Source organism: Pseudomonas sp. VD-NE ins (assembly GCF_031882575.1).
In the GTDB taxonomy this organism is placed as follows: Bacteria; Pseudomonadota; Gammaproteobacteria; order Pseudomonadales; family Pseudomonadaceae; genus Aquipseudomonas; species Aquipseudomonas fluorescens_BZ.
The window spans coordinates 1665485-1688717 of record NZ_CP134772.1 but is presented as its reverse complement, the minus strand read 5'-3'; the positions used below and the strand labels follow the sequence as shown (position 1 = coordinate 1688717).

Here is a 23233-nt window from a genome sequence, read left to right as displayed (position 1 = left end):
CCTTGAATACACACGACATGGCAGGCTATCCAATGATCAGAAAACAGTGTCGAGGATTATCAATCAGTCAGACGGAAAAAGCCGTCTGGAAAAGACATTTTGTGCTTCAGCGGCGGCAGTGGTGAATGGCTGTCGGCTGCGCCGCCCTTCGCTGGCGAGCCAGCTCCCACAGGGACCGGGTTACCACCGATCCTCTGCTCGACACAAAACCCTGTGGGAGTCTGGCTTGCCAGCGATGACGTCAGTTCAATCAACCCTGCTCATGGATCTGAATGCAGTCGTTTAGCCAACAAAAACCCGACGCTACAAGCCACAGCAGTAGCGAACGTTCCCCAGGCCCAATCCATTAACGTCACCTGCACCGACCACCCGCGCAACGTCGCCCAATTGGTCAGGTCATACGTGCCGTACGCCACCAGCCCCAGCAAAGCGCCCATCTTCGCGGCGCGCTGCCAGCTCACTGCCGGCATCACCACAAACACCACACAGCCAAAAACATACAGGCAATAAAAAACCGCTGCCGGAACCAGCAGCGGTTTTTCGAGCATCAGCGGACCGAGTAGCTCACGGTAGGTCGGCGCCATCAGCAGGCCCAGCCAGATACCGTCGAGCAGCAGAAACGCAATCAGCGTCGCAGCATAGGCAACCAGAGACTTCTTCATCACACCCGCCCTCATGTAGGAGCTGCCGAAGGCTGCGATCTGTTGATCTTCAAAGTCAAAAGATCGCAGCCTTCGGCAGCTCCTACATGGGGCCAGCGGTGTCTCAGGTTAGTTCAATGCGATCGGCGTGAATGACGATCTTGCCTTCCTTGTACAGCGCACCGATGGCCTTCTTGAAGTTGCCCTTGCTGACGCCGAACAGGCTGCTGATCAACGCCGGATCACTCTTGTCGCTGACCGGCAGCGTGCCGCTGTTGTCGCGCAACCTGGCGAGGATCTTCGAGTTCAGGCTGCTGGCCGCTTCCTGGCCAACCGGTTGCAGGCTCAGGGCGATCTTGCCGTCGGCACGGACTTCCTTGATGTAGCCTTTCTCGATCATGCCAGCGCGCATGAACTTGAAGATTTCATTCTTGTGGATCAATCCCCAGTGCTTGTTGTTGATGATCGCCTTGAAGCCCATGTCGGTGGCTTCGGCAACCAGCAGGTCAACTTCCTGGCCCTGGCTGTAGTTGGCCGGGGTCTTGTCGAGGTAGCGATCCAGACGCGCAGTGGCGGTGATGCGGCGGGTGTGCTTGTCGAGGTAGACGTGCACCACGCAGTATTCGCCGGCGGTCATCTGGCGCTTTTCTTCGGAATACGGCAGCAACAGATCCTTCGGCAGCCCCCAATCGAGGAACACACCGATGCTGTTGACTTCAACGACTTTCAGACTGGCAAATTCGCCGACCTGAACTTTTGGTTTTTCCGTAGTAGCGAGAAGTTTGTCTTCGCTGTCCAGATAAACAAAAACGTTGAGCCAATCTTCATCTTCGGTCGGAATATCTTTCGGGATATACCGATTAGGCAAAAGAATCTCGCCATCGGCACCGCCATCCAGATATAAACCGAAGTTAGTGTGTTTAACCACTTGCAAACTGTTGTAACGCCCGACTAAAGCCATTTTCCGAAACCCTCATTGCGTGGGCGGCATTCTACCCGTTTTTGGCGTGGCCGTCGGGCGGCAGATCCGTACGCGTCGGAAACCTGCGCAACGCCTTGATTTTCCTTGTGCGCGGCTGGATTGAGGTGCCGCTCGTCAGGCAGGCGCTTGCGCTGGCGGTGGAACAATTCAATGCGCCTGCGACTAAATGTTCTTATTTAAAACAGCAGGTTAGCCGGATATTTCGAATATTGAATCGAGAATAATGCAGCACAGCGGTTGGTTATTCCCGGGGATATTTACCAAGCAATTGTCAAGTTATTCCTGTACGATGCCTGGCCGAGTTACTTTTCTACAGGTTAATGGCCGCCATGCGTGTAAAAGCATCCACCAGCAAAGCAAAGCCAGCTCCAGCCGTTGAAACCAGCGAATCGATCAACGATCAGATCGCAGCGTTCCTCAAGTCTGGTGGCGAGATCCAGCAAATTGCCAAAGGCGTCAGTGGCCAGACATTCGGCCCGTCCAAGCAGATCAGCCTGGGCAAGAAGTAACACCCGGTTTAACACCCGTCCAGAGGCGCTTTGAGCTTCGAAGCGTCTGGACTGGCACCGCGCAACATCCCTTCGCTTTAAACAAAAATCCTTGTAAATCGACGAACGGCCATCAACGCCGATCATTCGCCGGTATCCTTGCACGCGTCTAGATCAAGCGTTTCAGCAGGCCCGCCGTCCTGCGCTCGCCGTTCATGGAGTGACGCATGCGCAAATCTTCCTGTTTATTGCTCGCAAGCCTGATGGCCGGCTCGACCGCGCACGCACAGATTTTCCAGCGTGAACTCGGCGATTTCGATCTCAAACTTGGCACCACACCGACGCGCAGCATGGCCCAGGGCCTGGTCAAACCGGCAGCCGTTGGTTCGTTCCATGGCGGCCTCGACCTGAGCCACGACAGCGGCCTCTATGTCGGCCAGTACGCACCGAGCATGGGCATCAGCCCGGGCAAGAACCTCGAAATCGATTCCTACGTCGGTTTTAAACAACCTTTCGATCAAACCCTCGGCTATGAAGTCGGGATGATCCACTACAGCTATCCCAAGGTAGACACCCTCGACAGCCAGGAGCTGTTCGGTGGCCTGACCCTGCTCGGCAGCCGTTTCGGCGTGGCCTTCAGCAATGACCCGGACAAACAGAACAACACCTTGTTTGCCGATCTTGGCGGCAACCAGCCATTCGGCATCGGCGTCAGCATGAAATACACCACCCACCAACTGAACACGCCCGTGGCCGTGGACGGTGGTTATGTCGGCAGTTTTACCGATTGGTCGGTGAAATTGTCCCGGCCGTTCATGGGCGTCGATCTCGACCTGATCTACAGCAACTCCAGCCTCAGCGGCAGCGATTGCTCAGCCTATTCCGGGCACAACAGCGAGTGCGACGGTCTCGTCACCCTCAAGGCTGCCCGCGCGTTCTATTGATTGGCTGAACTGCCGGGTTCATTCTGCGTTCACATAGGAATCAGTCCCTCGAAGCCAGGCTCACGCAAGGATTCGCCCATGTCTCGCTGGTTCACGCACATCGCCACACTACTGATTTTCACCCTCGCCCTCGGCGCTTGCAGTCGCGTCGGCCTGGCCTATCGCAATCTCGACGTGATCATTCCATGGACGCTCGGCGATTACCTGGACATGAACGGCGAGCAGAAAGACTGGTTCAACGAGCGGCTCAAGGAGCACCTCAACTGGCACTGCACCACGCAGTTACCGGGTTATCTGGACTGGCTGGATCGTTTACAAACAATGGTCGAGACCAATCAGATCACCGATGCCGCGTTGCAGGCGCGCACTACGGAAGCCAAGCAGGCCATTGCCGAAACCGCTCGAGAGATCACCCCGTCGGCAATCGAGTTGCTGCAAGGGCTGGATGACAAACAGGTGGCCGAGATGAATGACGCGTTTGCCAAGGATTTGCGCAAGCGTCAGCAGGAATACCTTAAACCGCCGCTTGATCAGCAAATTGCCGAGCGCGGGGCGCGAATGGTCAAACGTCTGAACGACTGGCTGGGGCCCTTGAGTGCCACGCAAGAGCAGCGCGTCATGGCGTGGTCGACCGCGTTGGGCGATCAGTACACCCAATGGATTGCCAACCGCGCCCATTGGCAGAAGCAGTTCAGTGCGGCTGTCGCGCAACGCAAAAGCCCCGAATTCCCACAGAGAATCGAGACGCTTCTGGTCAATCGCGAGAGTTTATGGACAGCGGATTACCGCAAGGCCTACGCCAACACCGAGGCGCAGGCTCGATCGCTGGCGGTGGACCTGATGGCCGAAAGTACGCCGCAACAGCGTCAGCGGTTGTTGAAGAAGATCGAGGGGGTGCGTAAAGACTTCACCGACCTCAAGTGCCTCAAGGCCGCGAAACAGAACTAGAGGATCAAAAGATCGCAGCCTTCGGCAGCTCCTACACCAATCCCTGTAGGAGCTGCCGAAGGCTGCGATCTTTTGCTTTCAGAACCTCAGGCGATCTGGGCTTTGGAAGCCACTTCATCAAAAGTCGCCTCAGCCAGCGCATCCTCCTGCTCATCCAGCACCTGACGCGGATGGTCATTGCCGGGAATGCTACTGTCGATCAGGCTCAGCAGGCTAGAGCCGCGCGGGGTCAGGACAAAATTGTTTCCCGTGCTGCCCTCTTCGTCCGGACGCGGTGCGATGTAGCCGCGCAACAGCAGCAACCGTTCATAGTCGCAGGCCAGCGTTTTCAGGTGATCAAGGTTCTCGATCGGCTCGCCCGCGCCGGCCTTCGCCGCCGCATAGTCTTCGGCGTAGGCGCGAGGGGCAAAGCTATGGCCGGCGCTGTTCTGCACTTCATGCAGCAAGCGCTCAATCAAATCCCAGTTATAAGTCGTCATCCTGATACAACCTCCGGTGCGCGTGATTTATGGCGCGTTCATAGGTTGTGACCGGAGTAGCCCGCCACCGTTCAGCCGTATTTCCCGAGCCGACCGACCGGCGGTCTGTCGATCCTGCGCAGGGTTAAACGACTAGTCTGAAACAGGCTTCAACCCCGCAGGAGAAATCATCATGAACGTTGAAAATCATCCGGTGGTATCGCGCGAAGAATGGCTGGTTGCCCGTAAGCAACATCTCGCCGACGAAAAAGCTTTCACCAAAGAACGCGATCGCCTCAGCACCGAGCGTCGCGCGTTGCCATGGGTAAAAGTCGACAAGGATTATCACTTTCAAGGCCCGAACGGAGAGTTGAAACTCACCGATCTGTTTGGCAAACACAGCCAATTGGTGGTTTACCACTTCATGTTTGCCAAGAATTGGGAGGAAGGGTGCCAGGGTTGCTCGTTCCTCAGTGACCACATCGACGGTGCCAATCAGCATCTGGCCCATCACGACATCGCCGTTGTGGCTGTTTCTCACGCCCCCTTCAACGAGTTCCAGGACTTTAAACGGCGCATGGGCTGGAAGTTTGACTGGGTGTCGTCAGAGGGTTGCGACTTCAACTATGACTTCGGCGTGTGCGCCCGGGCAGACGATGTCGCGGCGGGAAAGGCTACCTACAACTACGAAAAAACTGACAGCGCCGAGGAAGAAATGCCCGGGCTGAGCGTGTTTTATCGCGACACGAATGGCGACATCTTCCACACCTATTCAACGTATGCGCGTGGCCTCGACATGCTGGTCGGCGCCTACAACTACCTCGACCTCACGCCCAAGGGCAGGAATGAAGACGAGATCATGGAATGGGTGCGGCATCATGATCGGTATGCGCAAGCGACAAAATCCAGTTGCTGCCACGAAGAGCGATAAGCACTGAACTTTTCCCCCGCTCAAGGCCTCAACCGGTTAACCCGCCTTAACCGGAACTGAGGCCTGCCCCGATGAAAACCCTGATCAAGCTCACTCTCGCCGCCACCCTGGCCTGCGCCCTGCCCGTCTGGGCCTGCACGCCGGAAGAAGCCACCGCCAAGCGCGAACAACTGGCCAAGGAAGTCTCGAGGCTGACCGAGCAGAATCCGGCCAAAGCCAAGGAGATCAATGCCGAATTGCAGAAGATGGATCTGGGCACGGCCAGTGCGGATCTGCCCGACAAATGTCAGTTGATTGATCAGCGCTTGAAAGAGTTGGGCACGGCTGAGAAAAAAGCGGAAAGCTAAAAGCCAGATCAAAAGATCGCAGCCTTCGGCAGCTCCTACATCGATCCCTGTAGGAGCTGCCGAAGGCTGCGATCTTTTTGCCCTTGAAAATGCATAAATGCATTTATTTATTTGCACAAACGCATAACCGCATCTACGGTTACATCGAGCAACGAGATCGGAACCCGCCATATGACATGGCAACCCGTGAACACCGATCGCTCGGCAACACCGCAACACCCACACAAGCTGGACGCTTGTTTTCACTCATGGAGGATTGAAAAATGTTAACCACAGCAGCAACACAATTCACCGGCGAATCACTGCCAAGGTGCCTGTCCGGTCACCTGCTCGACCCGCAACTCGCTGAAGTCGAAGCCGCTGAACAGCTCAGCGCCCTCGCCGCCGGCAGCCTCAACTTCAACATGCAGAAACAGACCCAGACCAACTGGTGCTGGGCCGCCCTGTCCGCCTCGGTCGGCAACTATTACGGCACCGGCAACTGGACGCAGTGCGGTGTCGCCAGCACCCAGCTCGATCGCAATTGTTGCAATCAGCCAGGGCCGTGCAACGTTTACGGCTATCTGGATTCGGCCCTGCAAACCACCCGCAGCTATAACGGCATGAATCAGGGTTCGCTGCAGATGTCGGCCATCCAGAACCAGATCAGCATGGGCCGCCCGGTCGGTTTGCGCTGCGCCTGGTACGGCGGCGGTGCGCATTTCCTGACGATTTACGGCACCAACGGCGATTACCTGTTGGTGGCGGATTCGATCTACGGCTATTCGACCCGTGCACTGAACGCGTTCCCCCGCGCCTACAACGGCGGCGGCAACTGGACTCACACCTACTTCACAGTAAAAAACTAGGAGGGCGACATCATGCAACTGACTTATCCAAAGGCGCCTTCCAACGGCGTACAGACCCTGCGTCCGGCGCTGCAAGCCGCTTTGCAAACCCAGGGCTTTGGCGCTAATCGCCAATTCGCCAACGCAGCACCTGCGAAGATCAGCCTCAGTGAGGCCTATCGCGGCTACTCGCTGAATCTGGAGGACCTGAGCCAAGGCAAAGGTCTGCAAGACGCGCGGATCGGCGACTGGCATTACCTGGTGTTTGCCGACGGCGTGACGATTGCCGATGCGCAACTGGCCGAGGTGCGCGGGCATGTCGAGTTCGCCTCGTTGAATCACGGCGATCACGCCGCCGCGACGGTGGCTGCGCTGAAACTCGCTGAACAAGCGCCGCAACTTCAGGGCAAAACCGTTGAACTGCGCGTGCTGTTTGTCTCGGCGCTGCATGTTGTGGCGATCTGGCTGCATGCCGACGGTGAGGACGTGCTGATACCGATCGAGCCGAGCCCGAAAGAACTGGCGACCACTCGGTTGTACAGCGAGGGCGCCTTGCTCGCCGCGCTGAAACCGGCAGGGGATCAAGCCAAACGGCGCTTCGATGCCGACACCAGTGGCCAACTCGGTAACTGATGGCTGAAAAAAAACCCGGACATTGTCCGGGTTTTTTATGCGCGCCTGAAACTTACTCAGCCGCAGGTTCTGCTGGCTTGCGGCGCTTCAGCGGTGCCATGCCGTCGCTGCTCACCAACGAATCCGGCTTCGGACGGTTGGCGCTCTTGCGCTTGGTCGGCGTCTTGGCGGCAGTTTTTTTCTTGTCGCCCTTCGCGTCGGTCTTTTTCTTCTTCACACCAACGGCTTTGCCCGAAGCCTTGACCTTTTTCGGTCCGCCGTAGGTGCCTTTGACTTCCTTGATGGTGCGGCGCTCGAAGCTCTGCTTCAGGTAGCGCTCGATGCTCGACATCAGGTTCCAGTCGCCGTGGCAGATCAGCGAGATCGCCAGACCGTCGTTGCCGGCACGACCGGTACGACCGATGCGGTGGACGTATTCGTCGCCGCTGCGGGGCATGTCGAAGTTGATCACCAGATCCAGACCATCGACGTCCAGACCACGGGCCGCGACGTCAGTCGCCACCAGAATCTTCACGCCGCCCTGCTTCAGACGGTCGATCGCCAGTTTGCGATCCTTTTGGTCTTTCTCGCCGTGCAGTACGAACGCTTTGTATTCCTGAGCCACGAGACGGCCGTAGATACGGTCGGCCATGGCGCGGGTGTTGGTGAAGACGATGGCCTTCTGATAGGTCTCGTTGGCCAGCAGCCAGTTCACAATCTGCTCTTTGTGCTGATTGTGATCGGCGGTGATGATCTGCTGACGGGTCGTCGAGTTCAGCTGGCTGACCGCGTTGAGCTGCAAGTGCTCAGGGTTGTTCAGCACCTTGCCGATCATGTCGCGCAGGCCGGAACCGCCGGTGGTGGCGGAAAACAGCATGGTCTGCTGACGGTTCGGGCATTCGTCAACCAGACGCTGCACGTCTTCGGCGAAACCCATGTCGAGCATGCGGTCGGCTTCGTCGAGCACCAGCACTTCGACTTCTTTGAGGTCGAGGTTGCCGGCGTTGAGTTGCTCGATCATCCGGCCCGGTGTGCCGATGAGGATGTCCGGCACTTTGCGCAGCATCGCCGCCTGGACCTTGAAGTCTTCACCGCCGGTGATCAGGCCGGACTTGATGAAAGTGAACTGCGAAAAGCGCTCGACTTCCTTCAGCGTCTGCTGGGCCAGCTCACGGGTCGGCAGCAGGATCAGCGTCTTGATGCTGACGCGGACCTTGGCCGGGCCGATCAGGCGATTGAGGATTGGCAGAACGAAAGCGGCGGTTTTGCCGCTACCGGTTTGCGCCGTCACCCGCAGATCACGCCCTTGGAGCGCCAGCGGAATGGCCGCGGCTTGCACAGGCGTTGGCTCGACAAATTTCAGCTCGGCCACAGCTTTAAGCAGGCGTTCGTGCAGGGCGAATTGGGAAAACACGGGTGCTACCTCGAAGATATGCAAAAAAACAGCTGCATAGGTTACCGGTTTCGAGCGCTCAGGCCGAGTTTCTTTATACAAACGGACATAATCAGTGGCTTTTTTGTTGCTCGATTTGTCTTCAACGGTAATACACGGCGTCTTAAATGCTCTAATCACCCATCGCGTCTTACAGAAGAATCGTTGCTCATATGGATTTCAAACAGCTCTGGCTCAACGCCCAGGACCTCTGGGGCACCCTCGAACAGCATCCGCTCTTGCAGGCCGGCCTCGCGCTGACTTTGCTATTGGTCATCGCGCTGGTGCTCGGACGAGTGGCGCGTTACCTGATCCTGCACGCCAGCCGCATGCTCGGGCGCCAGCCGTCGCTGCACTGGATCAATGACTTCCGGCACAACAAGGTATTTCAACGTCTGGCGCAAATGACGCCGTCGCTGGTGATCCAGTTCGGTCTGCATCTGGTGCCGGAACTGAGCAAAACCGCGATGACGTTCCTCGGCAACGTGGCGTTGTCGTTCACCATTCTGTTCCTGCTGCTGTCGGTCAGCGCCCTGCTCAATGCCCTGCTCGATATCTATGCGCGCACCGAGCATGCGCGCACGCGTTCGATCAAAGGCTACGTGCAACTGGCGAAAATGGTCTTGTACGTGTTCGGCGCGATCATCATCGTCGCCACGTTGATCGACCGCTCACCGCTGTTGTTGCTGTCCGGTCTGGGTGCGATGTCGGCGGTGATTCTGTTGGTTTACAAGGACACGCTGCTGTCGTTCGTTGCCAGTGTGCAACTGACCAGCAACGACATGCTGCGCGTCGGCGACTGGATCGAAATGCCGCAGGTCGGCGCCGATGGCGACGTGGTCGACATCACTCTGCACACGGTCAAGGTGCAGAATTTTGACAAGACCATCGTCTCGATCCCGACCTGGCGCCTGATGTCCGAGTCGTTCAAGAACTGGCGCGGCATGCAGCAATCCGGCGGACGGCGGATCAAGCGCAGCCTGTTCATCGATGCCAGCGGTGTGCGTTTCATCCGCGATGACGAAGAGGAAAAGCTCTCCCAGGTGCACCTGCTCACCGACTACATGAGCCGCAAGAAAGCCGAACTCAAGGCTTGGAACGAGGCGCAGGGCAATGTCGCGGCAATGTCAGCCAACCGCCGACGCATGACCAATATCGGCACCTTCCGCGCCTATGCACTGGCGTATCTGAAGAGTCATCCGGAGATTCAGCCAAACATGACCTGCATGGTCCGGCAGATGCAGACCACTGCGCAGGGCATTCCGCTGGAGATCTACTGCTTCACCCGCACCACGGTGTGGGCCGATTACGAGCGGATTCAGGGGGATATTTTCGATTATCTGCTGGCGGTGCTGCCGGAGTTCGGGCTGAGTCTGTATCAGCAGCCGAGTGGTGGGGATTTGCGTTCCGGGTTGCTACCGGCAGTCCTTGGTGCAAGCCATATTCCCGAGACCGAGAAACACATCATGTAATGCCACAATCTCCTCCGGTAACGTCTGCCGAACTGTTGCGAGTTACCGGGGGCAAGGAACTGTCTGTTCAAAAATGACCAAGAACCCATTTTTGAACAGCAGCCGTGTCATTTATGTCGCCATCGAAAACATATCGCGGATCATAGCTTTGATTATTTCCCCGCACTCGACCTCTCCAGACTTTCAACGGCAACCAGAACTGGGCCCCGCTCGGTAGAACCTCAGCACCGATATCGATGTACACCGTGTCAGCACTCGTCGGTAACCCAAAGTGGATCGCTCCAGGAACAGCTAGAACGGTATCTGCAAAATCCAGACAAGCACTCGCACAGAACGAATCCGTCACCAGCACAAGTCGGCCCCTGAAATTCTTGTGGTTTGAATCTTTCGAACGGTCATGCTCGAGCGAAGACGTATCGGGCTGTTGCAACCACTCTCTGTTCTCAACCAGCGCAACGTTCATCGATTCACGCAAGCCTGCAACAAACGTGTAGGCATCGCTGCTCTTTCCGTAATCGCGTTCCGTACTGGCCAGGGCATTGTTGAGCGTTGAAAGTGCAAGAGGCGAAACTCGCCACATTGCATACGAACGGGAGGATCGATCCAGACTTTTGACATATTTGTCACCCAACAAAGCCGAGAGAATCCTGATCCCGACCAGGCTGTTGCCACCTCGATTACCGCGCGTATCAAGTACAACCAACTGGGCATTATCGATTCTTTCGAGAGCCTCAAGCATTTTTTCGAGGGACGCATTCTCGTCCGCCGAAGGTGCGAAATTCGACGCATGCACCCAATACCGTCCACCCCCGAGGTTCTGGACAGTCTGAGGCGGTTGAGGCTGAAGCAGAAAATCCGCCAATTGCCCGCTATCCTCCAGCCACAGCAGATCAAAGTTTTGCTTTAGTCCGCTCGGCAGAACAACTTGACAGTTGCTCGCCGGTTTTCTGCCCAGCACAGGATAGTCCGCATCATCAACAGTCAAATGCTTGGCCAAATGATTCCAGGTAGATTTCAGATCCAGTCTGCGATCGACATAGGGTGATATCTCATCAGCCAATATTTCATGGAGCTCTTTCCCGTCACATGAGAGGACGCTGGAACCGATTGGAGGCAAGGAGGCTGGCCAGCCCTTTGCAACATGACTGACAACGAAGTCCTCCCCTCTCTTGTCCAAGATAAAACCGGCCCACGAAGATCTGCCTTTTTCAGAATGATAAATACCTACATGGCCATCCTTGAAGCCTGAAATATAAAAACCCAGAACAGCTTGAGCATCCCTTCTTGAGCTGACAAGCAGGCTGAGTTTCTTTGCTTGCAAATACCCGTATTCAACCCAGCCAGCAAAATTTGTATTTTCTTTATCTATGGCACCCGGATGAGAGGTGACTATAAGTTGGTGAACGGCAGAAAGGTCTCTGATTGCCGACTCTGCAAATCTATTCGTGCTCGCCTCATCAGCAAATACAGAACCCTGAGTCACTCCTATATAGCCAAACTCCGTCAGGCTGCCCACTAGGGAAGCAGCCAAAATCACTGTGCAGTACGCACATCTCACGCAGTCAATCCTTTAGTCCGGTTGTCCATGAATGCCCGCAAGGTTCGTTACCACCGGTTGTGGTGTTCCTTGGTCCATCAAAATCAAATCCTGCGCCAACGACGATGCCTACCTTGATTGAGGAACGTGCCTGTTCCCCAACCGGCTGATCCACACGGCTGCCAGTATCACACTCCCGCCAAGCAACAACCGTCCCAGTTCCTCATGCTGATTCCAGATCAGCAAGTTCAGCAGCAATCCCACCGGCACATGCAAATTGTTCATCACCGCCAACGTGCCGCCGTTGACCATGCACGCCCCTTTGTTCCACCAGTACATGCCCAGCGCGGTCGAGACCAGGCCGAGGAACAGCAACACGCCCCATTGCAGCGGCGCTTCCGGGAGGAAGTTGGCTTTGCCGAACATCAGGAATGCCGGCAGCACCACCGCCAGCGCGCCGAGGTAGAAGAAGCCGAAACGGCGGTAATGCGGCAGGTCGCTCGGGTGTTTCGCCACCAGATGCTTGTACATCACCTGCCCCGCCGCGTAGGTGAAGTTGGCCAGTTGCAGCAGCAGGAAGCCCATGAAGAAGTCCGGACTGACGCTGTCGAAACGAATCACCGCCGCCCCGCTCACCGCCACCAGCGCAGCGATCAGCGCCCACGGGTTGAAGCGTCGGTTCAGCGCATCTTCGATCAGTGTCACGTGCAGCGGTGTGAGGATGGTGAACAGCAACACCTCGGGCACCGTCAGCACACGGAAGCTCAGATAGAGGCAAACGTAAGTCACACCGAACTGCAACGCGCCGATCACCAGCATGCCGCGCATGAACGAAGGTTCGACAGAGCGCCAGCGGGTCAACGGAATGAACACCAGCCCCGCCAGCACGACGCGCACCAGCACCGCGAAATAACTGTCGACGTGACCGGCCAGGTATTCGCCGATCAGACTGAAGGAAAACGCCTGGATCAGCGTGACAAAAAGTAGATAGCCCATGCTCGCCTCGAAATCGAATGGCGGCGACGATAGCGGTTTTTGCGCAAGACCGCGAACCCTCGAACAACACCGATTCCTGTGGGAGCGAGCTTGCTCGCGAAGAGGCCGTGTCAGTAAACATCGTCGCTGAATGAAATATCGCTTTCGCGAGCAAGCTCGCTCCCACAAGGATCTGATGACATTCAACGAATCACGGGCAAAAAAAAGCCCGATCTCGCTAAAGCGTTCAATCGGGCTACAGCACTCAGGAGCAACTAGTGCAAAGGGAGGTTCGATGCGCGTAGAGCCTTGAAGGGGTTGCGCCAGGTCACTTAAACAATCGGCGATTATCTGGGGATTAACCTATCAAGCGACCTGGGACAGCTTGGCATTGGCCTGATTCAGGCCCTTCTCCTGAAAGTCGCCACCGAGGTTCATGCCCTCGGCGTGAATGAACGTCACGTCGTTGATGCCGATGAAGCCCATGACCTGACGCAGGTACGGTTCCTGATGATCTGCCGGGCCGCCGGCGTAGATGCCGCCGCGAGCGGTGAGCACGTAGGCACGTTTGCCGCTGAGCAGACCTTGCGGGCCGGTTTCGGTGTACTTGAAGGTCACGCCGGCACGCAGTACGTGGTCGAGCCAGGCCTTGAGGGTGCTCGGGATCGCAAAGTTGTACATCGGCGCCGCCATCACCAGCACGTCGGCGGCAAGCAATTCATCGGTCAATTCGTTGGAACGATCCAGCGACGCTTGCTCGCTGTTGTTGCGTTGCTCGGCGGGTTTCATCCAGCCGCCCAGCAGGTTGCTGTCCAGGTGCGGCACCGGGTTCACGGCGAGGTCACGCACGGTGATCTGATCGGCCGGGTGCGCCGCTTTCCACTGACTGATAAAGGTCTGGGTCAGTTGACGGGATACCGAGTCTTGCTGGCGGGCGCTGCTTTCGATGATCAGAACGCGGGACATGGTGTGTAGCCTCCATCCGAGAATGTTGTAAGTCGATGGAGTGAAGGTTAAACAGAGTCGAATCGATGAAAAAGCGCAAATAATTGCTGCAAAGCATCGAATAATTCGTTTAGATGCAGTTTGTATCCTGTGGGAGCGAGCCTGCTCGCGAAGGCGGTATATCGGTCAGAAAATGTGTCGACTGACACTACGCCTTCGCGAGCAGGCTCGCTCCCACAGGTAAATATGGTGTTATTTCGGAGTACAGGTCAGTGTGATGCGCAGCTTGATGATCTCGCGGGTGAACTTGGCCGTGGCGTTTTTATGTTTGCCGGCCGGTACATCGATTGTGCGGGTGCGCGGTGCTTCCGGGCCATTGTTGAAGACGGCCTTGCACACTGCATCGACGTCACCGTAGTTGGCCACTCGAATGGAGCCGATGTCATTGTCGGTGTCGTAAGGCTCGTAATCGATCTTCATGCCGTTGAGATCTTTCTGCACATCAATCGGATAAGCAAAAGCGGTCAGCGGAAGCAGCGCCAGCAGCACACAACAGAATTTTTTCATTCGGCAGTCTCCATGAGGGACGGCCAGCTTAGGACAAGAGGAGCTATTGATGAAAGCGCCCCGCGTGACCCTTGATCAATGGCGAACATTGCAGGCCGTGGTCGACCACGGCGGATTCGCCCAGGCCGCCGAGGCCTTGCACCGTTCGCAATCGTCGGTGAGTTACACCGTCGCCCGCATGCAGGACCAACTCGGCGTGCCGTTGCTGCGCATCGACGGGCGTAAAGCCGTGCTCACCGAAGCCGGTGGCGTATTGCTGCGCCGTTCGCGGCAATTGGTGAAACAGGCCAGTCAACTGGAAGATCTTGCCCATCACATGGAGCAAGGCTGGGAAGCCGAAGTGCGGCTGGTGGTCGACGCCGCCTATCCAAGTGCGCGCATCGTCCGCGCGTTGACCGCGTTCATGCCACAGAGTCGCGGCTGCCGCGTGCGTCTGCGTGAGGAAGTATTGTCGGGTGTCGAAGAAGTGCTGCTTGAAGGCGTGGCCGATCTGGCCATCACTGGCCTGAGCATTCCCGGTTATCTCGGCGCGGAATTGAGCGATGTCGAGTTTGTCGCCGTCGCCCACCCCGATCACCCGCTGCATCGGCTCAATCGCGAACTGAGTTTTCAGGATCTGGAAACACAGATGCAGGTGGTGATCCGCGACTCCGGCCGCCAGCAACCACGGGATGTCGGCTGGCTCGGCGCCGAACAGCGCTGGACTGTCGGCAGCCTCGCCACGGCGGCCACGTTCGTCAGCAGCGGCCTCGGTTTTGCCTGGCTGCCCCGGCACATGATCGAACGAGAACTGAAAGATGGTTCGCTCAAGCTGCTACCGTTGGACAGGGGCGGCAACCGCAATTCCAGCTTCTATCTGTATTCGAACAAGGACAAACCCTTGGGCCCGGCCACGCAAATCCTCATCGAACTGCTGCGTACCTTCGACACCTTGCCGCTGGATGCACCGTTCGCCGCACCTGAACAAGCCTGACACGGAGTTCACCGATGGCCTGGTTCGAACATGAAGGTTGCAACTTGCACTACGAGGAATATGGCCACGGCGCGCCGTTGCTGCTGGTTCACGGGCTTGGTTCGAGCACCCTGGACTGGGAAATGCAGATCCCGGCCCTGGCCGCGCACTATCGGGTGATCGTCCCGGATATCCGTGGTCACGGGCGCTCGGACAAACCGCGCGAGCGCTACAGCATCGCCGGTTTCAGTGCCGATATGCTGGCGCTGATCGAGCATCTGAATCTTGGCCCGGTGCATTACGTCGGGCTGTCGATGGGCGGGATGATCGGCTTCCAGTTTGGCGTCGATCATCCTGACCAGCTCAAGAGCCTGACCATCGTCAACAGCGCACCCGAAGTCAAAATCCGCAGCCGCGACGACTACTGGCAGTGGTTCAAACGCTGGAGCCTGATGCGACTGCTCAGCCTCGCCAGCATCGGCAAAGCCCTCGGCGGCAAACTTTTTCCGAAACCGGAACAAGCCGATCTACGGCAGAAAATGGCCGAACGCTGGGCAAAAAACGACAAACGTGCTTATCTCGCCAGCTTCGATGCAATTGTTGGCTGGGGGGTTCAGGAACGACTTTCCCGAGTGTCCTGTCCAACGCTCGTCATCAGCGCCGACCGTGACTACACACCGGTCGCACTGAAAGAAACCTATGTAAAACTGCTGCCGAATGCGCGGCTGGTGGTGATCGCCGATTCACGCCACGCCACCCCGCTCGATCAACCCGAACGCTTCAACCAAACGCTGCTGGAGTTTCTCGCCGCAGCCGATATTCAATCTCAGGATCACTGACCCATGCTGAAAAAACTCGCCCTCGCCGCTGGTACTGTGCTGTTTGCCGCCAACCTGATGGCTGCCACGCCGGTCAAAGCACCGCACGTGCTGCTGGACACCACCAACGGCCAGATCGAAATCGAACTGGACCCGGTCAAGGCGCCGATCAGTACCAAGAACTTTCTCGATTACGTCAACAGCGGTTTCTACACCAACACCATTTTCCACCGCGTGATCCCGGGCTTCATGGCTCAGGGCGGCGGCTTCACCCAGCAGATGCAACAGAAAGACACCAAGGCACCGATCAAGAACGAAGCCAGCAATGGCCTGCACAACGTTCGCGGCACCTTGTCGATGGCGCGCACCTCCAACCCGGATTCGGCCACCAGCCAGTTCTTCATCAACGTGGCTGACAACGCGTTCCTTGATCCGGGCCGTGACGCCGGTTACGCGGTGTTCGCCAAAGTTGTCAAGGGCATGGACGTGGTCGACGTCATCGTCAACTCGCAAACCACCACTAAAAGCGGCATGCAAAACGTGCCTGTCGACCCTGTGATCATCAAGTCGGCCAAAGTCATCGACTAAGCTGTACAGGGCGTATCGAGCGGCATGAATTCAATCTCACGCCGCTCACACCGATAAAAGGAGAGCCCGTACTCCGGGCGGTTATCTGATGCTCTATCGCCGTTTCGAACAACTGATCGACGTGTTCCGCGACGCCCCCACGGCATCCCCGCCGGATCGCGTGCTGCCCTTCTACACCTATTACCTGAAGCAGGTCTGGCCGAGTTTTGCCGCCCTGCTCACCGTCGGACTGTTCGGCGCCTTGATCGAAGTGGCGTTGTTCAGCTACCTCAGTCGCATCATTGACCTCGCCCAAGGTGCACCGAATCCGAATTTCTTTCAGGAGCATGGCCTGGAATTGGCCTGGATGGCCGTGGTCGCGCTGATCTTGCGCCCGGTCTTTGTCGGCCTGCACGACCTGCTGGTGCACCAGACCCTGAGCCCGAGCATGACCAGCATGATTCGCTGGCAGAACCACAGCTACGTGCTCAAGCAGAGCCTTAACTTTTTCCAGAATGACTTCGCTGGTCGTATCGCCCAACGCATCATGCAGACGGGCAACTCGCTACGTGACTCTGCGGTGCAAGCAGTGGATGCGTTGTGGCATGTGCTGATCTACGCGATCAGCTCGCTGGTGCTGTTCGCCGAGGCGGACTGGCGCCTGATGATTCCGTTGCTGACGTGGATCGCCGCTTACATTGGCGCGCTCTGTTACTTCGTGCCGCGGGTCAAGGAGCGCTCGGTGGTGTCCTCCGATGCACGCTCCAAACTGATGGGGCGGATCGTCGATGGTTACACCAATATCGCCACCCTGAAGCTGTTCGCCCATACCAATTACGAGCAGCAATACGCCCGCGAAGCAATCGAAGAACAAACCGAAAAAGCCCAACTGGCGGGCCGCGTTGTGACCAGCATGGACATCGCCATTACCACCATGAACGGCCTGTTGATCGTCGGCACCACGGGCCTGGCCTTGTGGCTGTGGACGCAATCGCTGATCACTGTCGGGGCGATTGCCCTGGCAACCGGTCTGGTGATTCGCATCGTCAACATGTCCGGCTGGATCATGTGGGTGGTCACCGGCATTTTCGAAAACATCGGCATGGTCCAGGACGGCTTACAGACCATTTCGCAACCGGTCAGCGTCACCGATCACGAGCAGGCCAAACCGCTGGAAGTCGCCCGTGGCGAAGTGCGTTTCGAGCACGTGGATTTTCACTACGGCAAGAAGCGCGGCATCATCGGCGACCTTAATCTGAACATCAAACCGGGTGAGAAAATCGGTTTGATCGGGCCGTCCGGCGCCGGTAAATCGACGCTGGTCAACCTGTTGCTGCGCTTGTACGACGTCGAGGGCGGACGGATTATGATCGACGGCCAGAACATCGCCGAAGTCGGCCAGGAAAGTCTGCGTGCGCGGATCGGCATGATCACCCAGGACACCTCGCTACTGCACCGTTCGATCCGCGATAACTTGCTGTACGGCAAACCGGATGCGACCGACGCCGAGTTGTGGGATGCGGTGCACAAGGCGCGCGCCGATGAGTTCATTCCGCTGCTGTCGGACGCCGAAGGGCGCACCGGGTTTGACGCGCACGTCGGTGAGCGCGGGGTGAAACTGTCCGGTGGCCAACGTCAGCGCATCGCGATTGCGCGGGTGTTGCTCAAGGACGCGCCGATCCTGATCATGGACGAAGCGACCTCGGCACTGGATTCGGAAGTCGAAGCGGCGATTCAGGAAAGCCTGGAAACCCTGATGCAGGGCAAAACCGTGATCGCGATTGCGCACCGGCTCTCGACGATCGCGCGTATGGATCGGCTGGTGGTGCTGGAGAACGGCAAGATTGCCGAGAGCGGCACCCATGCCGAGCTGTTGGCCCATCGCGGTCTGTATGCACGGCTATGGGCGCATCAGACCGGAGGGTTTGTCGGCATCGACTGACAGTTCTGCCCGACGCAAATCCTGTGGGAGCGAGCCTGCTCGCGAAAGCAGTCTGTCAGTCCCATTGATGTTGACGGATACACCGCTTTCGCGAGCAGGCTCGCTCCCACAGGGGATTTGCGCAGTCCCGACTGGATAAAACCGCCACAGCCCTTTAACCACGGGCGCTGGCGGTTTTTTGTGACCGCTGGAAATCCACCAAATCCCTGCTGTACTCAGCCAAGGTTCCGGAACGGAACCTGTCGTAAGTCTGCAAGGATGCACAACTCGATGCAGTCTCGATAGCAGGGCTATCAAGGACGCCTCTCATGTCTCTGTTCAAACGTTCAGTCACTGAGTTGTTGGGTACGTTCTGGTTGGTATTGGGTGGTTGCGGCAGCGCGGTGATCGCCGCGTCTTCACCGCTGGGAATCGGGGTGCTGGGGGTGGCCTTGGCGTTTGGTCTGACGGTGTTGACCATGGCATTCGCCATCGGCCACATCAGCGGCTGTCATCTCAACCCGGCCGTCTCGGTCGGTCTGTTCGTCGGCGGTCGGTTTCCGGCCAAGGAGTTGCCCGCTTACATCATTGCCCAAGTGCTCGGCGCGATTCTCGCGGCGGCGCTGATCGCGCACATCGCCAGCGGCAAGGAGGGCTTCGATATCGCCACCGGCCTGGCGTCCAACGGTTATGGCGAACACTCGCCAGGCAAATGCTCGATGGCGGCGGGGTTTGTCACTGAGCTCGTGATGACCGCAATGTTTGTGATCATCATCCTCGGCGCCACCGATAGACGCGCACCGCCGGGACTGGCACCGATCGCCATCGGCCTGGGCCTGACGTTGATACATCTGATCTCGATTCCCGTCACCAATACTTCCGTAAATCCGGCGCGCAGTACCGGCCCGGCGTTGATGGTCGGCGGCTGGGCGATCGCGCAGTTGTGGATGTTCTGGGTCGCGCCGTTGATTGGCGCGGTGGTCGGTGGCGGGGTTTATCGCTGGTTGGGCAAGGAAGAGTAGCCAAGGCATACACAAAACAAATGTGGGAGCGAGCTTGCTCGCGAAGGCGGTGTGTCAGCTGATATCCATGTCACTGAAACACCGCTTTCGCAAGCAAGCTCGCTCCCACAGGGTCTATGTCTGGCGATAGGGCAAGGCTGTTTTGGCTTCTTCGGCATAGGCGAGGATGCCGGCACGTTCCTGTTGCAGGAAGTCTTTCACCGCCGCTTTCAACCCCGGATGGCGCAAGTAATGCCACGAATGGGTGATCACCGGCTCGAACCCGCGAATCAACTTGTGCTCGCCCTGAGCACCGGCATCGAAACGCTGATACCCCTGCGCGATCGCGTAATCCATACCCTGATAAAAACACGTCTCGAAGTGCAGCCGATCAAACTCCGCCAGACAGCCCCAATAGCGTCCGTAGAAACTGTCGCCACCCACCAGACTGAACGCCATCGCCACCGGCCGTGAGCCCTGTTTGGCCAGCACCACGCGAATCGCCTCGGGCATGCGCTCGGCCAGCAGACTGAAAAACTCTCGCGTCAGATATGGCGTTTGCCGACGTACTGCATAGGTATTGGCGTAACAGGCGTAGACAAAATCCCACTGCGCCTCGTCCAGCTCGCGCCCCTCCAGCCACTCAAATTCAAAGCCCTGCCCCGCCACCTGCTCGCGTTCCTTGCGCATCTGCTTGCGCTTGCGCGAACTGAGCACGTCGAGGAAATCCTGAAAGTCGCGATACCCGCGATTCTGCCAGTGATATTGACAGCCAATGCGCTGCAGCCAGCCCGGTTGTTCGGCCATCGCAGCATCGGTGAAAGCGTCGGTGAAGTTGATGTGCGCGCTGGAAAGCCCTTCGATCTCCAGGTAGCCGGGCAGGCTCTTGAGCAGTTCGAAACCGTCTTCGACATTGGCCGCCAGCAGGCGCGGGCCGCTCACCGGACTGAATGGCACAGCCGTCAAAAGCTTGGGGTAGTAATCGATGCCGGCGCGGGCGCAGGCGTCGGCCCAGCCGTGATCGAACACGTACTCGCCGTAGGAATGCCACTTGCGGTAACTGGGCAGTGCGGCGATCAGCCGACCATCTTCGATGTGCAGCAAATGCTCAGCTTGCCAGCCAGTGTGGGGGCCAACGCTACCACTGTCTTCCAGCGCACTGAGAAAGGCATGGCGCAGAAATGGCTGGGTTTCAGGTACCAGCGCATCCCAACTTGCGGGAGCGATTTGCGACAGGTTTTGCAGGCGTTGCAACGGCATCAACAAGCTCTCCACAACAGGACTTCAGCGCCCGGCGAGTATCGCCGATTGCGCGGCATTGCACACCCGTAATCGGCCGACAGCGCTCTAGATCAATAGTTCAGGGCGAATCGATATCGTCATCAACCTGCCATCACTGTGCCACTGCTCTGTCATAAACCATCGCGATACTGGCGCCTGTTTTTAGAGCGCCGGGTTCTACCCGGACACTGTTTTCCGACAAACCAAATCGTCGGTTGTGCCCCGGATGGTTTTGCCATCCCCTCTCATCTTCGGAGATTGCTATGCGTCTTGCTTCCACGAAAACTGCGGCGGCCCTGTGCGGTGGCTTGTTGCTGGCCATGAGTGTTCCGGCCAGTGCTGCAGTCGACGCCAAACTGCTCGACATGCTCAAGGCTAACGGTTCCATTTCCCAGGCGCAGTACATCGAACTGCAAACTGAACTGGCCAAGGATCAGAAGGCTCAGCAAATCGCCCAGCAGGCGCAGCAAGAGACCAACGAACAAGTCGCCGCTGTTGCGAAGAAAACCAACGAACAAAGCGTCTTCGACCAGAAACTCGCCTGGGCTGCGAAAACCCAGTTCAAGGGTGATGTGCGTATCCGTCAGGAAACCATCAAGATCGACGGCGAACCGAACAACGGCGGCCGCGACAAGGATCGTCAGCGCATCCGTGCCCGCCTGGGTGCCTACACCGAGATCAACCCGCAGGTCGACACCGGCATCCGTATCGCCACCGGCGGCGGCGACGATGCCCGTTCGACTAACCAGGACCAGGACAACTACTTCGACAAGAAGCAGATCTGGCTCGACCTGGGCTACATCGACTACCACCCTGACCAGATCAAGAACCTGCACATCATCGGCGGCAAGATGCTGCAACCGTGGGTCAGCATGGGCGACGTGATCTGGGATAGCGACATCAACCCGGAAGGTCTGGCCGTTACCTACAAATACCCATTGGGCAGCAGCGCCGAACTGTTCGGCAGCCTGGGTAACTACAACCTCAAGGACAACGTCGACGGCGACGGCGTGCAATTCCGTCACGACCTGCGTCTGACCGCTGGCCAGTTGGGTAGCCGCTTCAACATCACCGACAACCTGAAAGTAACCGTGGGCGGCAGTGTGTACGCCTACCAGAACGACGAAGACAGCCGCTGCACCGGCACTTCCACACCATGTGCGCTGGCAGTCAACGGCAACTCGGCCAACAACGAATTCCGTCTGTATGAAGGGTTCAGCCAGGTCGACATCGGCGGCCTGCCAATGCCACTGTCGTTCTACGGTCAGTACGTGAAGAACAACGATGCCGTGACCGATCAGGACACCGCATGGCTGTTGGGCGCCAAGTCGAAAGTCTTCGGCCTGAACCTCGATTACAACTATCGTGACGTGCAGCGCAACGCCGTGGTCGGCGCCTTCACCGACTCCGACTTCGCCAACGGCACCACCGGTTCCCGTGGTCACAAGTTCAAGGTCGGTTACGACATCGACAAGAACTTCGCCATTGGCGCTACGTACTTCCTGACCAAGGCCGACTTCGCCAGCCGAACCCAGCGTGATGCGGACGCCAACACCCTGCAGCTGGATGCGGAAGCCAAGTTCTAAAACGCTTCACCCTTTAGCCCGGTGCGGGCGGGACGATCCCCATCATCCGTTCGTTTCACCCGCGCCGGGCTATTTCCTATGTAGGAGCTGCCGAAGGCTGCGATCTTTTGATCTTGTTTTCAAAGATCAAAAGATCGCAGCCTTCGGCAGCTCCTACAGGGGATTATCTTTTCGTCGTTGCTCGGCCAGACGCTCAGCCAGCGCATCCACCCCGTCCTCCGGTTTCTCCGGCATCGCCTTCAAGGTGGCTTGCATCAAACGCATCTGGCGAATGAAACGCCGGCAGTTCGGGCAAAACATCAGGTGATGACGCACCATCAGCTTTTCGCGAAAGCTCAATTGGCCATCAAGATAGTCGCTGGAGCGCGCCACTTGTTCCTTACAGGTCAGCATTCCCCGGTCTCCTCAAAATGCTCCACGGTCGCGAAGACTTTCAGCCGCGCACGATGCAGCAGCACACGGACATTGGAGAGCGAGATCTCCAGAAGATTACAGATCTCCTCCAGCTCCAGTCCCTGACGCTCGCGCAGCAGCAAAACGCTGCTTTGCAATTCCGATAGATTCAACAAGGTGTGTTCGAGACAGTCGCGCAATTCGCTCTCGGTCAGCAGCGCTTCCGGTGTGTCCTGGTGCCAGGCGAACGGAGCGACCAGCCAATGGCCGTCACCGGGAGAAAAGCGGTCGTCATCGATGGTGCCGTGGGGCGAAGGCAGATCATCCATCAACACTTCACGGCGATTTAGTTTGTAACGACTTTTGGCCGAGTTGGCCGTGATGGTCAGCAGCCAGGTTTTCAGACTGGAACGGCCTTCGAAGCTGGCGATGTGGCGCACCACCGATAGCCAGGCGTCCTGCACCACTTCTTCAACGTGGCGCTGGCCGACAATCGCATACGCCACGGCGCGCATGGCGCTCTGATACGTCGTCACCAGTTCCTTGAAAGCCTGTTGCTCACCGGCCAGCAGGCGCGAAAGCAGTTGGGTGTCGTCAGCCGCCATCCT

Annotated in this window: 25 protein-coding genes; 14 read left to right on the top strand and 11 right to left on the bottom strand. The window is 57.7% G+C overall.

What is annotated here, in order from left to right:
• Nucleotides 1–260: 260 nt before the first annotated feature.
• Nucleotides 261–662: a DUF2177 family protein gene (locus tag RMV17_RS07415; protein ID WP_108225944.1), complete on the bottom strand. Its 402-nt coding sequence runs from the start codon at nucleotides 660–662 to the stop codon at nucleotides 261–263.
• 103 nt (nucleotides 663–765) lie between these two features.
• Nucleotides 766–1602: a S1-like domain-containing RNA-binding protein gene (locus tag RMV17_RS07410; RefSeq protein WP_311886145.1), complete on the bottom strand. Its 837-nt coding sequence runs from the start codon at nucleotides 1600–1602 to the stop codon at nucleotides 766–768.
• 341 nt (nucleotides 1603–1943) lie between these two features.
• Here RMV17_RS07410 and RMV17_RS07405 point away from each other — a divergent pair, with 341 nt between their 5' ends.
• From RMV17_RS07405 to RMV17_RS07395, 3 genes are all read left to right on the top strand, one after another.
• Entirely contained in the window at nucleotides 1944–2132 is a 189-nt protein-coding gene (locus RMV17_RS07405; protein ID WP_016985943.1) for a hypothetical protein, read from the top strand.
• 206 nt (nucleotides 2133–2338) lie between these two features.
• Entirely contained in the window at nucleotides 2339–3055 is a 717-nt protein-coding gene (locus tag RMV17_RS07400; protein WP_034153217.1) for a TorF family putative porin, read from the top strand.
• 78 nt (nucleotides 3056–3133) lie between these two features.
• On the top strand, nucleotides 3134–4003 hold the full coding sequence (locus RMV17_RS07395; RefSeq protein WP_311886144.1) for a DUF6279 family lipoprotein: 870 nt from the start codon (nucleotides 3134–3136) through the stop codon (nucleotides 4001–4003).
• A gap of 86 nt (nucleotides 4004–4089) precedes the next feature.
• On the opposite strand, the gene RMV17_RS07390 is transcribed toward RMV17_RS07395, so the two are convergent.
• The gene (locus RMV17_RS07390) at nucleotides 4090–4482 is read right to left on the bottom strand and encodes a transcriptional regulator (RefSeq protein WP_311886143.1); all 393 of its coding nucleotides are present in this window, start codon (nucleotides 4480–4482) and stop codon (nucleotides 4090–4092) included.
• Between the two features lie 172 nt (nucleotides 4483–4654).
• Here RMV17_RS07390 and RMV17_RS07385 point away from each other — a divergent pair, with 172 nt between their 5' ends.
• From RMV17_RS07385 to RMV17_RS07370, 4 genes are all read left to right on the top strand, one after another.
• Nucleotides 4655–5392, top strand: coding sequence for a thioredoxin family protein (locus tag RMV17_RS07385; RefSeq protein ID WP_311886142.1), 738 nt, complete (start codon nucleotides 4655–4657; stop codon nucleotides 5390–5392).
• A 71-nt stretch (nucleotides 5393–5463) separates the two neighbouring features.
• Nucleotides 5464–5739 carry a hypothetical protein gene (locus tag RMV17_RS07380; protein WP_311886141.1) on the top strand — a complete coding sequence of 92 codons (276 nt, stop codon included), beginning with the start codon at nucleotides 5464–5466 and terminating at the stop codon, nucleotides 5737–5739.
• A 263-nt stretch (nucleotides 5740–6002) separates the two neighbouring features.
• A complete protein-coding gene (locus tag RMV17_RS07375; protein WP_034153212.1) occupies nucleotides 6003–6587 on the top strand; it encodes a papain-like cysteine protease family protein in 585 nt (194 codons plus the stop codon).
• Nucleotides 6588–6599: 12 nt separating this feature from the next.
• On the top strand, nucleotides 6600–7199 hold the full coding sequence (locus RMV17_RS07370; RefSeq protein WP_311886140.1) for a hypothetical protein: 600 nt from the start codon (nucleotides 6600–6602) through the stop codon (nucleotides 7197–7199).
• A gap of 52 nt (nucleotides 7200–7251) precedes the next feature.
• On the opposite strand, the gene RMV17_RS07365 is transcribed toward RMV17_RS07370, so the two are convergent.
• Complete coding sequence (locus RMV17_RS07365) at nucleotides 7252–8592, bottom strand: DEAD/DEAH box helicase (RefSeq protein ID WP_007914470.1); 1341 nt, start codon at nucleotides 8590–8592, stop codon at nucleotides 7252–7254.
• A 191-nt stretch (nucleotides 8593–8783) separates the two neighbouring features.
• Between RMV17_RS07365 and RMV17_RS07360 the strand changes: the two genes are divergently transcribed.
• The gene (locus RMV17_RS07360) at nucleotides 8784–10082 is read left to right on the top strand and encodes a mechanosensitive ion channel family protein (RefSeq protein ID WP_034153210.1); all 1299 of its coding nucleotides are present in this window, start codon (nucleotides 8784–8786) and stop codon (nucleotides 10080–10082) included.
• A 67-nt stretch (nucleotides 10083–10149) separates the two neighbouring features.
• Here RMV17_RS07360 and RMV17_RS07355 read toward each other — a convergent pair whose 3' ends face one another.
• The 4 genes from RMV17_RS07355 to RMV17_RS07340 form a co-directional block, all read right to left on the bottom strand.
• Complete coding sequence (locus RMV17_RS07355) at nucleotides 10150–11598, bottom strand: S41 family peptidase (RefSeq protein WP_311886139.1); 1449 nt, start codon at nucleotides 11596–11598, stop codon at nucleotides 10150–10152.
• A 150-nt stretch (nucleotides 11599–11748) separates the two neighbouring features.
• A complete protein-coding gene (locus RMV17_RS07350; protein WP_311886138.1) occupies nucleotides 11749–12615 on the bottom strand; it encodes a carboxylate/amino acid/amine transporter in 867 nt (288 codons plus the stop codon).
• 345 nt (nucleotides 12616–12960) lie between these two features.
• A complete protein-coding gene (locus tag RMV17_RS07345; protein ID WP_034153207.1) occupies nucleotides 12961–13560 on the bottom strand; it encodes an FMN-dependent NADH-azoreductase in 600 nt (199 codons plus the stop codon).
• Between the two features lie 231 nt (nucleotides 13561–13791).
• Nucleotides 13792–14106, bottom strand: a complete 315-nt coding sequence (locus RMV17_RS07340; protein WP_311886137.1) for a 3-phosphoglycerate kinase — start codon at nucleotides 14104–14106, stop codon at nucleotides 13792–13794.
• 49 nt (nucleotides 14107–14155) lie between these two features.
• Here RMV17_RS07340 and RMV17_RS07335 point away from each other — a divergent pair, with 49 nt between their 5' ends.
• The 5 genes from RMV17_RS07335 (at nucleotide 14156) to aqpZ (ending at nucleotide 19386) form a co-directional block, all read left to right on the top strand.
• Nucleotides 14156–15079, top strand: a complete 924-nt coding sequence (locus RMV17_RS07335) for a LysR family transcriptional regulator (RefSeq protein ID WP_007914443.1) — start codon at nucleotides 14156–14158, stop codon at nucleotides 15077–15079.
• Between the two features lie 14 nt (nucleotides 15080–15093).
• Complete coding sequence (locus tag RMV17_RS07330; protein WP_034153205.1) at nucleotides 15094–15897, top strand: alpha/beta fold hydrolase; 804 nt, start codon at nucleotides 15094–15096, stop codon at nucleotides 15895–15897.
• Between the two features lie 3 nt (nucleotides 15898–15900).
• Nucleotides 15901–16464 (top strand): peptidylprolyl isomerase, encoded by a 564-nt coding sequence (locus RMV17_RS07325; RefSeq protein ID WP_311886136.1) that lies wholly within the window; start codon nucleotides 15901–15903, stop codon nucleotides 16462–16464.
• Between the two features lie 88 nt (nucleotides 16465–16552).
• The gene (locus tag RMV17_RS07320) at nucleotides 16553–18385 is read left to right on the top strand and encodes an ABC transporter ATP-binding protein (RefSeq protein ID WP_311886135.1); all 1833 of its coding nucleotides are present in this window, start codon (nucleotides 16553–16555) and stop codon (nucleotides 18383–18385) included.
• A gap of 308 nt (nucleotides 18386–18693) precedes the next feature.
• Nucleotides 18694–19386 (top strand): aquaporin Z, encoded by a 693-nt coding sequence (aqpZ, locus tag RMV17_RS07315; protein WP_311886134.1) that lies wholly within the window; start codon nucleotides 18694–18696, stop codon nucleotides 19384–19386.
• Nucleotides 19387–19500: 114 nt separating this feature from the next.
• Here aqpZ and RMV17_RS07310 read toward each other — a convergent pair whose 3' ends face one another.
• A complete protein-coding gene (locus RMV17_RS07310; protein ID WP_311886133.1) occupies nucleotides 19501–20625 on the bottom strand; it encodes a GNAT family N-acetyltransferase in 1125 nt (374 codons plus the stop codon).
• A 284-nt stretch (nucleotides 20626–20909) separates the two neighbouring features.
• On the opposite strand from RMV17_RS07310, the gene RMV17_RS07305 reads away from it, so the two are divergent.
• Nucleotides 20910–22232, top strand: a complete 1323-nt coding sequence (locus RMV17_RS07305) for a putative porin (protein ID WP_311886132.1) — start codon at nucleotides 20910–20912, stop codon at nucleotides 22230–22232.
• A 153-nt stretch (nucleotides 22233–22385) separates the two neighbouring features.
• Here RMV17_RS07305 and RMV17_RS07300 read toward each other — a convergent pair whose 3' ends face one another.
• A complete protein-coding gene (locus RMV17_RS07300) occupies nucleotides 22386–22625 on the bottom strand; it encodes an anti-sigma factor (RefSeq protein ID WP_175555068.1) in 240 nt (79 codons plus the stop codon).
• Nucleotides 22619–23230, bottom strand: coding sequence for an RNA polymerase sigma factor (locus RMV17_RS07295; RefSeq protein ID WP_034153198.1), 612 nt, complete (start codon nucleotides 23228–23230; stop codon nucleotides 22619–22621). The genes RMV17_RS07300 and RMV17_RS07295 overlap by 7 nt, the downstream gene beginning before the upstream one ends.
• Nucleotides 23231–23233: the final 3 nt, after the last annotated feature.

What these genes read in the sequence shown, in the direction of transcription:
- RMV17_RS07395 (WP_311886144.1), top strand. Translation starts at nt 3,134, where the DNA reads ATGTCTCGCTGGTTCACGCACATCGCCACACTACTGATTTTCACCCTC.
- RMV17_RS07380 (WP_311886141.1), top strand. Translation starts at nt 5,464, where the DNA reads ATGAAAACCCTGATCAAGCTCACTCTCGCCGCCACCCTGGCCTGCGCC.
- RMV17_RS07415 (WP_108225944.1), bottom strand. Translation starts at nt 662, where the DNA reads ATGAAGAAGTCTCTGGTTGCCTATGCTGCGACGCTGATTGCGTTTCTG.
- aqpZ (WP_311886134.1), top strand. Translation starts at nt 18,694, where the DNA reads ATGTCTCTGTTCAAACGTTCAGTCACTGAGTTGTTGGGTACGTTCTGG.
- RMV17_RS07320 (WP_311886135.1), top strand. Translation starts at nt 16,553, where the DNA reads ATGCTCTATCGCCGTTTCGAACAACTGATCGACGTGTTCCGCGACGCC.
- RMV17_RS07345 (WP_034153207.1), bottom strand. Translation starts at nt 13,560, where the DNA reads ATGTCCCGCGTTCTGATCATCGAAAGCAGCGCCCGCCAGCAAGACTCG.
- RMV17_RS07335 (WP_007914443.1), top strand. Translation starts at nt 14,156, where the DNA reads ATGAAAGCGCCCCGCGTGACCCTTGATCAATGGCGAACATTGCAGGCC.
- RMV17_RS07340 (WP_311886137.1), bottom strand. Translation starts at nt 14,106, where the DNA reads ATGAAAAAATTCTGTTGTGTGCTGCTGGCGCTGCTTCCGCTGACCGCT.
- RMV17_RS07310 (WP_311886133.1), bottom strand. Translation starts at nt 20,625, where the DNA reads ATGCCGTTGCAACGCCTGCAAAACCTGTCGCAAATCGCTCCCGCAAGT.
- RMV17_RS07300 (WP_175555068.1), bottom strand. Translation starts at nt 22,625, where the DNA reads ATGCTGACCTGTAAGGAACAAGTGGCGCGCTCCAGCGACTATCTTGAT.
- RMV17_RS07330 (WP_034153205.1), top strand. Translation starts at nt 15,094, where the DNA reads ATGGCCTGGTTCGAACATGAAGGTTGCAACTTGCACTACGAGGAATAT.
- RMV17_RS07350 (WP_311886138.1), bottom strand. Translation starts at nt 12,615, where the DNA reads ATGGGCTATCTACTTTTTGTCACGCTGATCCAGGCGTTTTCCTTCAGT.
- RMV17_RS07405 (WP_016985943.1), top strand. Translation starts at nt 1,944, where the DNA reads ATGGCCGCCATGCGTGTAAAAGCATCCACCAGCAAAGCAAAGCCAGCT.
- RMV17_RS07410 (WP_311886145.1), bottom strand. Translation starts at nt 1,602, where the DNA reads ATGGCTTTAGTCGGGCGTTACAACAGTTTGCAAGTGGTTAAACACACT.
- RMV17_RS07385 (WP_311886142.1), top strand. Translation starts at nt 4,655, where the DNA reads ATGAACGTTGAAAATCATCCGGTGGTATCGCGCGAAGAATGGCTGGTT.
- RMV17_RS07295 (WP_034153198.1), bottom strand. Translation starts at nt 23,230, where the DNA reads ATGGCGGCTGACGACACCCAACTGCTTTCGCGCCTGCTGGCCGGTGAG.
- RMV17_RS07360 (WP_034153210.1), top strand. Translation starts at nt 8,784, where the DNA reads ATGGATTTCAAACAGCTCTGGCTCAACGCCCAGGACCTCTGGGGCACC.
- RMV17_RS07325 (WP_311886136.1), top strand. Translation starts at nt 15,901, where the DNA reads ATGCTGAAAAAACTCGCCCTCGCCGCTGGTACTGTGCTGTTTGCCGCC.
- RMV17_RS07400 (WP_034153217.1), top strand. Translation starts at nt 2,339, where the DNA reads ATGCGCAAATCTTCCTGTTTATTGCTCGCAAGCCTGATGGCCGGCTCG.
- RMV17_RS07375 (WP_034153212.1), top strand. Translation starts at nt 6,003, where the DNA reads ATGTTAACCACAGCAGCAACACAATTCACCGGCGAATCACTGCCAAGG.
- RMV17_RS07305 (WP_311886132.1), top strand. Translation starts at nt 20,910, where the DNA reads ATGCGTCTTGCTTCCACGAAAACTGCGGCGGCCCTGTGCGGTGGCTTG.
- RMV17_RS07370 (WP_311886140.1), top strand. Translation starts at nt 6,600, where the DNA reads ATGCAACTGACTTATCCAAAGGCGCCTTCCAACGGCGTACAGACCCTG.
- RMV17_RS07390 (WP_311886143.1), bottom strand. Translation starts at nt 4,482, where the DNA reads ATGACGACTTATAACTGGGATTTGATTGAGCGCTTGCTGCATGAAGTG.